The sequence below is a fragment of the Ruegeria sp. YKSD163 genome (genome assembly GCF_059612905.1).
Genome location: NZ_JBXWRM010000002.1, coordinates 67,520 through 80,111, shown reverse-complemented (window position 1 = coordinate 80,111; position 12,592 = coordinate 67,520). Strand labels below are relative to the sequence as shown.

Here is a 12,592-nt window from a genome sequence, read left to right as displayed (position 1 = left end):
CACCGCAGACAGATCACATTCGATACCAGTTTTCGACCGCTCGGGCGGCGGCTTCGGGGTCCATGACAGCTTCGATCGCGGCTATCGCGTCCTCGACTTCTCCAGGCGTCGCGAAGATTTCCGAAACGCCATCCTGAATATCGTGGGGTGATCCGCTGCTTGCATAGAACATGTCCACATCCAGAGCCCGCGCGTTCCGGTGCTGCAGCAGATGGTCGAAGAACCGGCGATACACTGCCGCGTCATATTCGGGCGTGCTTTCGGCGTCCGCCGCTTGGACCAGCCCAAGTTCGATGGACTTCGTGCAGGTCAGCTTCCAGGCCAGATCCATGGTGGCGGGAGGAGCATCCCTGGCTTCGTCCGGGTGCCTTGGGTTTGCGAAGGTTTCTCTCCGAAGGGCTTCCAGCTTTCCCCGCATCTCCCTGGTCGGCACCGGATAAACAAAAACCGTCTCCTGCGATGCCAAGGCGGCCTCAACCTCATCGGGAAGCACTTTCACCAACTCGGAAAACCTGTTTCCGACGATGGGGACCTCTCCGACAAGAAGGTCCGCGTGATCCGGATGCATGTCCAGCCAGCGCGCAGTGGCCTGTCGTCCCCATAAACCGGCGGCCATTCGGACGATCGGGTGGCTTCCGTCCGCGACATCCGGGTAGCGTGCCAGGATTGCATCCGTCTGGAACGATGCCAGGCCCGCATCCCATCGCATCAGATGGACGCGGCGCTCGGCATTCCCTGCAATCGAGAGGAGCGCACGAAGAAAGAACGATTTGCCGGACGCTGGCAGCCCGGTGAAAAAGATCATGCGGCAGTCTCGGGCCATCCCGGCCAGGATCCTGCCATTCTCGGTCTCTGCGAAACCACGGTCCGTCATAGCCTTTCCTCGCAAGCCGTCATTGCTCGGGCCAGACCTGTGAGCCAAGCGGCTTTGTCTTCTTCTGTCGCGATGGCCGGATCATGATCCCGCGACCTGCGGCGGAGAGGCTGTTTGCTGAAACGCCCAATGCGCAAGAATTGCGAGCAGCATCATCCCGGCACCCAGAACGAAGGCGACGCTGACATGACCGACGTAATCGGCAAGGGCGCCCGCCAAAGCCGGTGCGATCATCATCAGCACATAGTAGATGGAGTAGAATACGCCGGTCCCGAAGGCGCGCATGTCAGGCGTAAGAATAAGGCCGGGCATGGCGACCACGGGCCCTGGCGCCAGCCCGGCCAGCAGGCCGCCCAGCACAAGTGCGGCGAGCAAGAAGCTGTTTGGCAGGTAAAGAACTGCTGGAAATACGAGCATGCCGCCAATCAGACTGACGAGGATGATCCGATCGGGCTGTCCGGTCCGATCCGCCAGCCATCCGCCGACCGGAATCGATATCGCGCCGGCAATGATGTAGAAGCTGATCGCGGAACTGGCCGCGATGACCGGCATGCCGCGCTCAGCGAGAACAAGGGTGCCGAAGCCGAAGATCATCGCGAATGCGCAATTGTAGAGGCCCCACAGAATTGCGGCGAATGCCAGTGGCGTCCAGGGCAGAGCGGAGAAGCTGATCCGCGGGTTGCCGGCTACCGCGCCGGGAGGCACCTTGTAGACGAAGGCGAAGAGCAGAAGCGCCGCCACGGTGAGGATCGTCAGGGCCATCCAGGCTGTCCGTAAATCCGAATTGGCAGCGATTGGTGGCAGTATCAGCAGACCAAGCGCGATCCCGACGGGCCAGGAGCTGATGAAGATCGCCAGAGCCGTTGAAACATTCCTCCCGGCGAACCAGTCGATCACCATCTTGGTCATCAGAACGTTGAGAACCAGTCCACCGACGGCTGAAATGATCCGACCGGCAACGGCCCAAGCAAGTGTCGTCGTTGTCGTGAAGACCGCTGCGCCTACGACCATGAGCACCAGACTTGCGATGACGGTCCGCTTGTCGCCAAACCAGCTTGCAACCGCACCGCCTGCAACCGCGACAATGATACCGGGTCCCGAGAAGAGGCCGATCAGGATCCCTATCTCCGTGAGCGTTATCGCGAGGCTGTCCATGATGAACGGAGACAGTGCTGCCACGGACTGAAACTGGATGGCCATGACCGTTCGGGCGAAAAACAGCACAAACAGAACAACCCATCGCTTCGGCACGCGAGAAATCCTCCAAGACAACGATGCGATGTGAAGTGATCTGCGGCGTGTCTCAGCCACGCTAAGTCCAAAGTCGAGAGCCATGCAAGCATTTTGGCCTCGCGCACGATTGAGGCTGAGTTCCCATAGGTCCGCTTCAGCCTCGGCCCCGACTTTTTGTGTCTCTGCAGGTTAGCGAACAACAATGCCCACCCCACGCGAAACCATCCTCGCCGCGCTGCACGCGCGGCTCTCGGCACTGCCCGCCGCCGCCCTGCGCGGCGAAGTGCTGCCCGAGCGCGTGCCGGCCGAGGGCCTATTGATCCTGCGCGACGGCGAGCCGGGCGAGCCCGAGGTGACGCTGTCGCCATTGGCCTACCACTACCAGCACCGCGCCGAGATCGAGGCGGTCGTGCAGGGTTCCGACCGTGATGCCGCCTTCGACACGTTGACCGCCAGCATCGGCACGGCCCTCGCCGCCGACAGCACGCTGGGCGGGCTTTGCGACTGGGTCGAGGCGGAAGCCCCGCGCCCGGTTGATCTGGCCGTAGAGGGCGCGGCGGGTCTGAAGGCAGCCGTGATCCCGGTGGTGCTGCACTATTCCACGGCCGATCCGCTCGGCTGATCCCGACAACCCGAGGAGACTACAATGGCACGAGCCCAAGGGGCGCGGGCGCAGATGGCGCTTGCGTTCGAGACTGTTTATGGCACGCCGCCGGCAGGCGGTTTCACGAAAATGCCTTTCGCCAGCACCACGCTCGGCGCCGAGCAGCCGCTGCTGAATTCGGAGTTGCTGGGCTACGGCCGCGATCCGCTGGCGCCAATCAAGGACGCGGTGACGGCGGACGGCGATGTCGTCGTGCCGCTCGACGCGGAGGCCTTCGGCTTCTGGCTGAAGGCGGCCTTCGGCGCACCGACGACCACGGGCACAGGCCCCTGGACGCATGCGTTCCAGTCCGGATCCTGGACGCTGCCGAGCCTCTCCATCGAGACCGGCATGCCGGAGGTGCCGCGCTATGCGATGTACTCGGGCTGCGTGCTCGACCAACTCAGTTGGCAGATGCAGCGGTCGGGGCTGCTAACGGCGACCGTGCGGCTGGTGGCACAGGGCGAGACGGTGGGCACGGCGTCTAGTGCCGGTGCGCTGGCAGACATTGCCTTGAAGCGGTTCGGCCATTTCAACGGACAGGTCACCCGCAACGGCTCGGCGCTCGGCAATGTCGTCTCCGCGGACATCACCTATGCCAACAACCTCGACCGGATCGAGACCATTCGCAGCGACGGGCGGATCGACGGCGCGGACCCGTCCATTGCGGCGCTGACCGGCTCGATCGAGGTGCGCTTTGCAGACAGCACGCTGGTGACGCAGGCGATCAACGGTGAGGCTTGCGAGATGGAGTTCGCCTATGTGCTGCCCTCGGGCGAGAGTTTCACCTTTACCGTGCACGCTGTCTACCTGCCGCGGCCACGGATCGAGATTTCCGGGCCGCAGGGCGTGCAGGCCACATTCGACTGGCAGGCCGCCCGCGACGGCGCCGTCGGCCGGATGTGCACCGCAACATTGATCAACGACATCGAGGTATATTGAGAATGCTGACGCTCGACCTGACCAACGCGCCGCGCTGGCATGACCTCGCGCCTGGCGTCCGGCTGCAGCTGCGCCCGCTGACCACCGCGCTGATGGTCGCGACGCGAAGCGATCGGTTGGTGGAGGTGGTGCCAGAGGAGGCCTCCGACGAGGAACGTGCTGTTGCCTTCGCCAAGGCGCTGGCGCGGCGGGCGGTGCTTGCCTGGGAAGGCATCGGCGATGCGGAGGGCAAACCCATCGACCCGAGCCCCGAGGCCATCGACGCACTGCTCGACATCTGGCCGATCTTCGAGGCCTTCCAGCTGACCTACGTGTCCAAGGGCCTGTTGCTGGAGCAGGAAAAAAACGCCTCCGCGCTCTCGCCGAATGGTCCTTCGGCGGGGGCGAGCGCTACTGCGAGGGTTGCGAACCCTGCGGCGCCGGCGCGCAAGCGTGCGAAGACTGCCCGACGCGGCTGAACCAGCCGCTGACTTTTGAGGGCTGGCAGGTCTGGGACCTCGTGGGCCGCCTCGGCGGCCAGCTGCGGGTGATCCCTGGCGCCGTCGTCGGCTGGGACATGTCGGCAGCACTGGCGCTCGGGGATGCTCTTGGCGTGCCGCCCGCCGTCGCGGCCGAACTGCTGCCCGTCATCGAAGCGGTGATGGTCGCCAAATACAACGAAAAGATGGAACGTCCCGATGGCTGAAAAGCGTGTGTCAGTCCGCCTTACCGCGGTCGGTGGGCGACAGGTGCGCGCCGAACTGGAAGGCGTGGGCGAGGCCGGCGCCCGCGGCTTCGGCCGCCTCAGCCGCGAGATGGAAGCGGCGAACGCCCGGCTCGCGGGTTTTGCCCGCCGCGTGAAGGTGGCTGCGGCTGCCGCCGTCGCCGCTGCCATGGCGGCTGGTGTGACCATGGTCCGGTCCGGGCTGGAAACCGTCGATGCGCAGGCCAAGCTTGCGCAGTCCCTCGGCACCACCGTTGCCTCGATCCAGACGCTGGAGCGCGCGGGCGAACTGGCCGGCGTGTCGATGTCCGGCATCGAACAGGCGACCAAGGATCTGACGCGCCGTCTAAGTCAGGCAGCTACCGGGACCGGCCCGGCCGCCGACGCGCTAAACCGGCTCGGGCTGTCCGCCAACGACCTGATCGCGCTGCCGCTGGAGCAGCGCGTGGGCGCGATCAACGCCGCCATCGAGAGCTTTGTACCGGCCGCAGAGCGCGCCGCTGTCGCGGGCCAGCTTTTCGGCGAGGAAGGCTCCATCGCCATGAGCCGGATCGACACCGCGACGCTCCGCCAGGCGACCGAGGATGTGCGCGCCTTCGGCGTTGTCGTCTCCGAACAGGATGCCGACCAGATCGAGCGGACGAACGACGCGATCTCGCGCCTCGGGTTGATCTGGCGCGGGCTGTCGAACCAGCTGGCCGTCGCCGCGGCGCCCGCGCTGGAAGCGGTGACCAACGCCATGGCCGCGCTCGCGAACCGCACCGGCCCGCTTGGACAAGCCATCACTGGGCTCTTCGACAATATCGGCCGTCTGACCACCTATGCAGCGACCTTTGCCGCCGTCCTCGCAGGCCGTTGGGTCGCAGGCCTCGCAGTTGCGGCCCTGTCCGTGCGCGGCTTGGCGACAGCGCTTGTCCTCCTGCGCAGCGCAATCATCCGCACCGGCATCGGGGCGTTGATTGTGGGTGCCGGCGAACTCGTGTTTCAGTTCACCCGGCTGGTCTCCGGCGCAGGTGGGTTTGGCAATGCGATGGCCTTGCTCGGGGATCTCGCCTCCGAGGTCTGGGAGCGGATTGGTCTGGGCGCCGCCAGCGCCGGCGCCGCCTTCGAGGCCGGGTTTGCCGGGGTCCAGGCCGTGACGGCTTCCGCCTTGCAGGGTGCACTTGAAGCGGTGGTGGGCTTTGCGAATACCGTTGTGAACAGCTTTGAAGGCGCATTCGAGGCGATCAAGGCGATCTGGGGCCTGCTGCCCGCCGCGATCGGCGATATCGCCTTCCAGGCGGCCAACAGCCTGATTGCCGGCGTCGAGGCGATGCTGAACGGTGTCGTTGCCCGGATCAACGGGTTCATCTCCGGTGTGAATGCCGGACTCGAGGCCCTCGGGGTCGAACGCCGCATTCCGGTCGTGCCCGACCTCGACCTCGGCCAGATCGAGAACCACTTTGAAGGGGCAGCGTTCAATGCCGCGAACGTTGCCCGAGCCGCCTTCGACCGCGCCTTTGCCGACAATCCGCTCACCGTGCCCGATCTTGGGCTGGTTGCGGCCGCCGATGCCGCACGCGGTCGGGCCATTGCGGCGCGGGCCACATCCCTCGATCTTGCAGGTCAGGCCACGGCACCGCTCACCGCACTGGATGTCTTGCGCGCTTCTGTCTCCGGGTCCGGCGAGAATGGCGACGCGACCAGCGAGGCCACAGCCGCCACGGAACGACTCAACGCCACCCTCGGCGAGACCGAAGCCGCCCTCGGTCGGGCGGGATCGGCGGCCGGTGGCGCGGGCGGCACGCTGAAGCAGGCGGCAGAGGCCGGGAGCAAGGCCTGGGATGGGGCGAAGAGTGCCATCGAACGCACGAAGGAGCTGGCCAAGGGTCTGGCCGAGGATATCACCGGCCCGCTGAAAGAGGCGCTCAAGTCCGGCGAGCTCAGCTGGCGCAGTTTCGCCCAGGCCGTTTCCGGCATTGCCCGGAACCTTGCGAACCGGCTGATCGACTCGGCCTTCAAGCCGATCGAGGACGCACTCTTCCGCGCCTTCTCCGGTGGTGGGGCGTCAGGCGGCGGGGGCGGTCTTTTCGGCTGGATCACCAAGGCCATCGGTGGTCTCTTCGGTGGCGGCTTTGCCAAGGGCGGTGTCTTTGCGCAGTCTGGTCGAGTGGCCGCTTTTGCCCAAGGCGGTATCGTGGATCGCCCGACCGTGTTTCCCTTTGCCCGCGGCATCGGCCTCATGGGCGAGGCCGGGCCGGAGGCCATCCTGCCCCTGCGCCGGGGACCGGGCGGCCGGCTGGGGGTGGAAGCCGGGACATTACAACCCGCTCCACAGATCACGCCCCGGATCATCAACGTGCTAGATCCCGGGCTGGTGGGCGACTATCTCGCCACGCCCGCCGGCGAACGCGCCATCCTCAACGTGATCCGTCGCAACCGGGGCGCCTTTGATGGCTGATCTCCCCTGGCCCTTCGCCGCGCATGGACCGGCGACCGAAGTCCTGGAGTGGCGCACGGACGTGTTGCAGAGCGAAGCCGGCGAGCAGCGGCTTTCACTCAGAGATGCCCCGCGCGAGGTGCTGACCCTGCGCCACCGGCTCGACGGCCCCGGTCTTGCCGAGGCCCTCGCACTGGCCCGCCGGGGTCTGGCGGGCAACTGGATCGTTCCGCTCTGGCTTATGGCGGACCGCAGTGGCGGTGATATCACCTCCGGAGAGACCCGCCTGAGCATCGCGGCGCGTCACGCCGACTACCGTGCGCCGGGCTTTGCCGTTGCCGCCAGCGATGCCGGGGAGGCGCATTTGTTCAACGTTGCGGCAGTGCATCCAGACAGAATTGACCTGACAACTGCAGCCGGTGTCGATCTCACCCGCCCGGTGATCGCGCCGGCGCGCCTGGCGCGTCTGCTGGCGCCGCTGGAAATCGAGCGCCGGCATACGGATCTCGGCTATGTCACCGCGCGCTTCCTGTTGCAGGAGAGCGCCGATCTTTCCGGGCTGCGCGGGACCGCGCTTTACATCGCCATCGACACCAGCACATCGATGTCCGGGGCCAAGATCACCGCGGCCATGGCAGCGGTGCGGGCCCTGGTCGATGAACTGGCCGGCAGTGTGCCACCCGCCTTGCGCAACGACATCTGCATCCTGCTCTGGCACGAAACGGTCGCGGACATGCAGGTGCGACGCGACGCTGATCGCCAGGATCTCACGCAACTGTCGGACTGGCTGGCCCAGCCGCCGGTGCTCCGGGGTGGCACGGATTTTGCCATGGCGCTGAGCCAAGCCCAGGGCTTCTTTGCCGGCGCTGGAGCCAAGCGACGGATCATCCTGTTCCTGACCGATGGCGAACCCTATCCGCTGAGCTCGGCCACGGCGGCCGTGGCCCTGTTGGAAACGATCACCGATGTCGAAGTCTACGGGTTCAATATCGGACTCACCAATACAAGCTGGACCGCGATGCTCGACAACACTCCGGTCGATGGCGTGCCGGTGATTGCGCCGGGCGATACTGAAAGCCTGCGCGACACGCTGCTGGGCACGCTCTTCGGCATTCCACGCTACCGCGGCCGGGATGTTCTGATGGACCCGAGTATCCTGCGTCAGCCTTTGGCCGAGACCCTGTCGCAGAGCTTCGAGGGCGTCGACAGCGGGTTGGGCCCGGTCGTGTTCGAACCTCTCCGCGACCTGGTGGAACACGGCTCCGTTCTGACGCTAAAGGATATCAGCCCCGGCAACACCTGGTCGCGGCGCCGCTGGCTGCATCAACTGCGCGGGCGGGCCCGGGCGTTTTGGCTCCCCACCTGGGGACGCGAGCTTGTCCTGCAGCAGGAGGCACTTGCCGGTGACGATGTCCTGATCGGGACGCCGCGCCTTGAGCCCTCCGACTGGATTGGTCGGCATGTGCTCCTGGACCTGCCGGGACAGCCGATCTTTCGCGTCATCACAAGCGCCAGCCTCGATCCGCTGGGCCTGCGCCTCGGGATCGACCCGCTCGACCGGGATCTGCCGATCGCCACGCCGGGACACCTCATGACCTTGGTGCGGCTCGATACTGACCGGATCGAGATGGAGCATCGGCCCGCGGGCACCGAGGTGAGCTTCCCCGTCCTGGAAATCCCGGATCCGGCCCCATGACCTATGACGACCTCGAGACCTCAACCGTCGAAGGGCGGCCGCTCTTTCTCTATCGCTTTGCCGAAGGCCCGGAGACCTGGCGCTTTGCCAGCCGGTCCTCGGATTGGGTGGTTCCCGGCAGCACGCTTGCCGATGAGCCGGGGGATACAACCTGGACCGCCTCGGCGCTCGCCCATGGCAACGTGGTCCAGAGCGGCGATCCGCGCCGGGTCGATCTGAGCCTGACCTTTCCGCTTTCCGATCCCTTCGCCCGCCGCTGGCTCGGGCCGAGGGGTTCGTCGGTCACCACGCTTACCATCTTCCGCGGTCATGAGCAGGTGCCGGGGGAGCTGGTCGCGCATTGGAAAGGCCGCATCGTCTCGGCCCGGGTCGAAGGGGTGCGGATCGTTCTCAGGGCCGAGTCGCTCTTCACCGCCATGCGCCGCCAGGGCGTGCGCGCCCGTTACCAGCGGCTCTGCCGCCATGTGCTCTATGCCGGTGGCTGCCGGCTTGATATCGAGAGCTTCCTGGTCCCGGCGACGGCGACCGCCCGCTCAGGACAACAGATCACCGTGCCCGAGGCTGCAACACAGCCAGACGGCTGGTATCGTGGGGGCATATTGCGCCACGCAGGCATTCCGGGCTTCATCACCGGGCACACCGGTGTCACCCTGACGCTCTCCGGCCGGATGCCGGCGCTCGAAGCAGAGATCGACGATCCCGGTCTCACCGCCAGCATCCAGATCGCCCCCGGTTGCGACCTGCGCCGCGACACCTGCGCGAACCGCTTCGGCAACCTGCTGAACTTCGGCGGGTTCCCGGATACCCCGGGCAGGAACCCGTTCGGGGGGACGAGTATCATTTGAGGGCGTGTTCGGACCTGAACCGCTTCTTGGGTCACCGCCAGCGGCCGCAGACCCCTTCGGCGATCAGCACCGCGCCAATATCCCGTCCGTCCGGCAAGGCACAGGTTCCGACGACACGATCATAGGACCGTTTCCCGGACGAGGAACAGGTCAGGGTTTCCGAACGGGCGAGTTCTTTCATCCGTGCAGTGGCCCTGTTCCCGGACATCGAACCCTTTTCGGCGCAGTCAAGATTGGCGATGCGGATCGGGGTGCCCGAGACTTCGATCGTATCACCATCCCGCACATGCGTCACAGGACCCGTCAGGCTACGCGCGCCAGAGCCAGTCTGCGGACGGATGCCGGTTCTGGCGTTTCCACCGTTCAGGATACGGACGGTGTTGCGTCCCGCGGATTTGAAGCTGCTGAACGGGTCATCGATATCGACATCGAAAAGGATCAGGGCGCCCAAGGACACGAACATCGCAAACACCATGGCGTTTCGGCGGTAGTACCGCTTGTATCTGATGCTTCTGCCCATGATCCACGACTAGCCCGCGCGCGTGGCGAAAATTCGGCGGGCACCTGATCAGGTGGTGGATTTGGCTCGAGGTTGCGGAAGGCTATTCTAAACTGTCAGAGCCTTTCGACCTGTCAGCCACCATGTCTCCAACGCGCCGATACCCTTGATCACGACCGCCCCACGCGACTCGAAATCATAGTCGTCTTTCAGCGCCTCGCGTGCGGCGTCAGTGACCTGGATGCGGCCTGCGGCTCCGTGGCTTTCCATTCGGGAGGCGGTGTTCACCGTGTCGCCCCAAACGTCATAGAACAGCTTCTGGTGCCCGATCACGCCCGCCACCACAGGGCCGGAGTGGACACCGATGCGAATCTCGGTTTCTTCTCCGATCTCGACCGAGAGAGTGCGCAGGGCGGCGAGCATGTCGAAAGCCATTTCGGCGACGCGGTGGACGGGGCGGTCGACGGGCTGGGGCAGACCGGCGGCGACCATGTAGGCATCGCCGATGGTCTTGATCTTCTCCAGCCCGTGCTTTGCGGCCAGTCCATCGAAGGTCGAGAAGATGCGGTTGAGGAAACTCACCAAGTCCTCAGGCGTCATCCGGGCGGATCGTGGTGTGAAATCCACGATATCGGCAAACAGGATCGCGGTGTGGTCGAGGCTGTCGGCGATGGTCTGGTCGGGGGCGTCCTTGAGGCGGGCCGCGATCTCGGTGGGCAGCAGGTTGTAGAGCAGCGCTTCGGACCGGGCATGTTCGGCTTCGAGCGCGTCTTCGGCGGTTTCGGCGCGCTGAAACGCGACATATCCGAACGCCAGAATAAGCAGGCCGACCCAAATGACTGAAGTTGACATCAGCAGCGCCTGTAGAATCGGCTGCTGTGCCGCTTGAAGTGCTGGTGCGCCGAAACAGAACACACTGAACAGGATGGTTGCGATCCCGGTCAATGTTGTCGAGACAAGATGAAGTGGTTTGCTGGGTCCCAGAACCGCAAGCCAGATTGCAGGTATCAGCAGAAGGTAAAGGTAAAGCCCTGTTTCAGTCCCGACCAGGTAAGTCTGAAACGAAAAGGCAGCGCAGGAAAACACCGTGCTGAGCGCAATTGTTGCATTTGGGTAGCGATCGAAGGCAAACGGCAGAATGAAGAACTGCACTCCCAAGGCCACCGCTACCGCACAAGTTGGCCATAGTTCCGGATCATAGAGGAAAAAGCCGCCAGAATAGAGAACAGACGTGAGAACCGACAAAGCCATTATCACATTGCCCGTGAATTGCCGTCGCTGATCACGCTTTGTTTTTCCTTCAACCCCATACTCAAGATACCACGCCAGCCAGCGCGGCAATCGGGATGTGAACTCGGGTTGAACCTCCGCCAAATCCGGCGCCTCCTTTATTGAATGCGTCCAGCCTAACCCAGTCTCGCTTGGCAAGTCAGGTCTTTTGCGTCAGCCACCAGGTCTCCAGCCTGCCGATCCCCTTGATCTCGACCGGTCCGCGCGGCTCGAAATTATAGTCGCCCTTGAGCGCCTCGCGTGCGGCGGCGGTGACCTGGATGCGGCCTGCGGCTCCGTGGCTTTCCATTCGGGAGGCGGTGTTTACCGTGTCGCCCCAGACATCGTAGAACAGCTTCTGGTGCCCGATCACGCCCGCGACCACCGGGCCGGAGTGGATGCCGATGCGAATTTCGATTTCTTCGTCGATCTCGACCGAGAGAGTGCGCAGGGCGGCGAGCATGTCGAAAGCCATTTCGGCGACGCGGTGGACGGGGCGGTCGACGGGCTGGGGCAGACCGGCGGCGACCATGTAGGCATCGCCGATGGTCTTGATCTTCTCCAGCCCGTGTTTCGCGGCCAGTTCGTCGAAGGTCGAAAAGATGCTGTTGAGGAAGCTCACCAGTTCCTCGGGGGTCATCCGGGCCGAGCGCGGCGTGAAGTCCACGATATCGGCGAACAGGATGGCGGTGTGGTCGAGGCTGTCGGCGATGGTCTGGTCGGGGGCGTCCTTGAGGCGGGCCGCGATCTCGGTGGGCAAGAGGTTATACAGCAGCGCCTCGGAGCGGGCATGTTCGGCTTCGAGGGCGTCTTCGGCGCGTTCGGCACGGAGGAAGCCGACATAGCCGGGAATGAGCACCAACCACAATGCCGAAGTGGCTGACACCAACATGAGACCGGTCTGCAAGGTCGGATCATCAGCCGCGGACAGAGCAGGCTCTTTGATCAGGAGCACCGCGCAGCCGACGCCCAGTGTCGACGCCACAATGGACGAGAGCAGCAGTCCCCATCGCTGGGGGCCGAAGATGACCAGGACCGCCGCAGGCGCGACAAACATTAACAAGTGAATGCCCGATCCGATCCCCATCAGGTAGGTCAGGAAAAGAAAACTGGCGCAGCTCAGAATGGCCCCGATGAAGAAGCCGAAAAACTCGCTCTTTCGGTAAAGAAAGGGCAATGCCCCGAACATCACAGCGTTGAATGTCGCGCCAAGTGCGCCCGGCCTTAGATCAAGGTCATAGACCAGATAAAACGCCGCATATGTCAGGGATGTCTGTACGGCGAAGAACGCGATCAAATTGAGGGCGAACAGTCTTCGTCTCTGACGTTTTTCGTGTCCTTCCAACCCATACTCCAGATACCACCGCAACCAGCGCGGCAATCGCGATGTGAACTCGGGCTGAACCTCCGCCAAATCCGGCGCCTCCTTGATCGAATGCGTCCAGCCTAGCCGCAATCGAGAATTCTTC

General features: G+C 64.5%; 12 protein-coding genes. 7 read left to right on the top strand and 5 right to left on the bottom strand.

Features of this window, described 5'->3' with window-relative positions; all coding sequences use genetic code 11:
• Positions 1-13: 13 nt before the first annotated feature.
• The gene (locus tag AC2FNA_RS03165; protein WP_496824434.1) at positions 14-874 is read right to left on the bottom strand and encodes a hypothetical protein; all 861 of its coding nucleotides are present in this window, start codon (positions 872-874) and stop codon (positions 14-16) included.
• A gap of 81 nt (positions 875-955) precedes the next feature.
• Complete coding sequence (locus AC2FNA_RS03160; protein ID WP_496824432.1) at positions 956-2,125, bottom strand: MFS transporter; 1,170 nt, start codon at positions 2,123-2,125, stop codon at positions 956-958.
• Between the two features lie 184 nt (positions 2,126-2,309).
• Between AC2FNA_RS03160 and AC2FNA_RS03155 the strand changes: the two genes are divergently transcribed.
• From AC2FNA_RS03155 to AC2FNA_RS03125, 7 genes are read left to right on the top strand one after another with little or no spacing between them, the layout of a single operon-like run.
• The gene (locus AC2FNA_RS03155) at positions 2,310-2,729 is read left to right on the top strand and encodes an acyl-CoA transferase (protein ID WP_496824431.1); all 420 of its coding nucleotides are present in this window, start codon (positions 2,310-2,312) and stop codon (positions 2,727-2,729) included.
• A 24-nt stretch (positions 2,730-2,753) separates the two neighbouring features.
• Positions 2,754-3,692 carry a phage tail tube protein gene (locus tag AC2FNA_RS03150; protein ID WP_164128627.1) on the top strand — a complete coding sequence of 313 codons (939 nt, stop codon included), beginning with the start codon at positions 2,754-2,756 and terminating at the stop codon, positions 3,690-3,692.
• A gap of 2 nt (positions 3,693-3,694) precedes the next feature.
• Positions 3,695-4,150 (top strand): phage-derived protein YdaY family protein, encoded by a 456-nt coding sequence (locus tag AC2FNA_RS03145; RefSeq protein ID WP_164128628.1) that lies wholly within the window; start codon positions 3,695-3,697, stop codon positions 4,148-4,150.
• 41 nt (positions 4,151-4,191) lie between these two features.
• Entirely contained in the window at positions 4,192-4,377 is a 186-nt protein-coding gene (locus AC2FNA_RS03140; protein ID WP_496824428.1) for a DUF7697 family protein, read from the top strand.
• Positions 4,370-6,835 carry a phage tail tape measure protein gene (locus AC2FNA_RS03135; RefSeq protein ID WP_496824427.1) on the top strand — a complete coding sequence of 822 codons (2,466 nt, stop codon included), beginning with the start codon at positions 4,370-4,372 and terminating at the stop codon, positions 6,833-6,835. Before AC2FNA_RS03140 ends, AC2FNA_RS03135 begins: the two co-directional genes overlap by 8 nt.
• Complete coding sequence (locus AC2FNA_RS03130) at positions 6,828-8,510, top strand: vWA domain-containing protein (protein WP_496824425.1); 1,683 nt, start codon at positions 6,828-6,830, stop codon at positions 8,508-8,510. Before AC2FNA_RS03135 ends, AC2FNA_RS03130 begins: the two co-directional genes overlap by 8 nt.
• A complete protein-coding gene (locus AC2FNA_RS03125) occupies positions 8,507-9,355 on the top strand; it encodes a phage BR0599 family protein (protein ID WP_496824423.1) in 849 nt (282 codons plus the stop codon). The genes AC2FNA_RS03130 and AC2FNA_RS03125 overlap by 4 nt, the downstream gene beginning before the upstream one ends.
• A 31-nt stretch (positions 9,356-9,386) precedes the next feature.
• Here AC2FNA_RS03125 and AC2FNA_RS03120 read toward each other — a convergent pair whose 3' ends face one another.
• The 3 genes from AC2FNA_RS03120 to AC2FNA_RS03110 all read right to left on the bottom strand — a co-directional run bounded on the left by AC2FNA_RS03120 (position 9,387) and on the right by AC2FNA_RS03110 (position 12,468).
• A complete protein-coding gene (locus tag AC2FNA_RS03120) occupies positions 9,387-9,875 on the bottom strand; it encodes a thermonuclease family protein (RefSeq protein WP_496824421.1) in 489 nt (162 codons plus the stop codon).
• Positions 9,876-9,962: 87 nt separating this feature from the next.
• Entirely contained in the window at positions 9,963-11,228 is a 1,266-nt protein-coding gene (locus tag AC2FNA_RS03115) for an adenylate/guanylate cyclase domain-containing protein (RefSeq protein WP_496824419.1), read from the bottom strand.
• 55 nt (positions 11,229-11,283) lie between these two features.
• Entirely contained in the window at positions 11,284-12,468 is a 1,185-nt protein-coding gene (locus tag AC2FNA_RS03110; RefSeq protein ID WP_496824417.1) for an adenylate/guanylate cyclase domain-containing protein, read from the bottom strand.
• Positions 12,469-12,592 lie beyond the last annotated feature (124 nt).

Coding starts and splice junctions, on each gene's coding strand:
- AC2FNA_RS03120 (WP_496824421.1), bottom strand. CDS start 9,875: ATGGGCAGAAGCATCAGATACAAGCGGTACTACCGCCGAAACGCCATG.
- AC2FNA_RS03125 (WP_496824423.1), top strand. CDS start 8,507: ATGACCTATGACGACCTCGAGACCTCAACCGTCGAAGGGCGGCCGCTC.
- AC2FNA_RS03155 (WP_496824431.1), top strand. CDS start 2,310: ATGCCCACCCCACGCGAAACCATCCTCGCCGCGCTGCACGCGCGGCTC.
- AC2FNA_RS03135 (WP_496824427.1), top strand. CDS start 4,370: ATGGCTGAAAAGCGTGTGTCAGTCCGCCTTACCGCGGTCGGTGGGCGA.
- AC2FNA_RS03150 (WP_164128627.1), top strand. CDS start 2,754: ATGGCACGAGCCCAAGGGGCGCGGGCGCAGATGGCGCTTGCGTTCGAG.
- AC2FNA_RS03145 (WP_164128628.1), top strand. CDS start 3,695: ATGCTGACGCTCGACCTGACCAACGCGCCGCGCTGGCATGACCTCGCG.
- AC2FNA_RS03165 (WP_496824434.1), bottom strand. CDS start 874: ATGACGGACCGTGGTTTCGCAGAGACCGAGAATGGCAGGATCCTGGCC.
- AC2FNA_RS03130 (WP_496824425.1), top strand. CDS start 6,828: ATGGCTGATCTCCCCTGGCCCTTCGCCGCGCATGGACCGGCGACCGAA.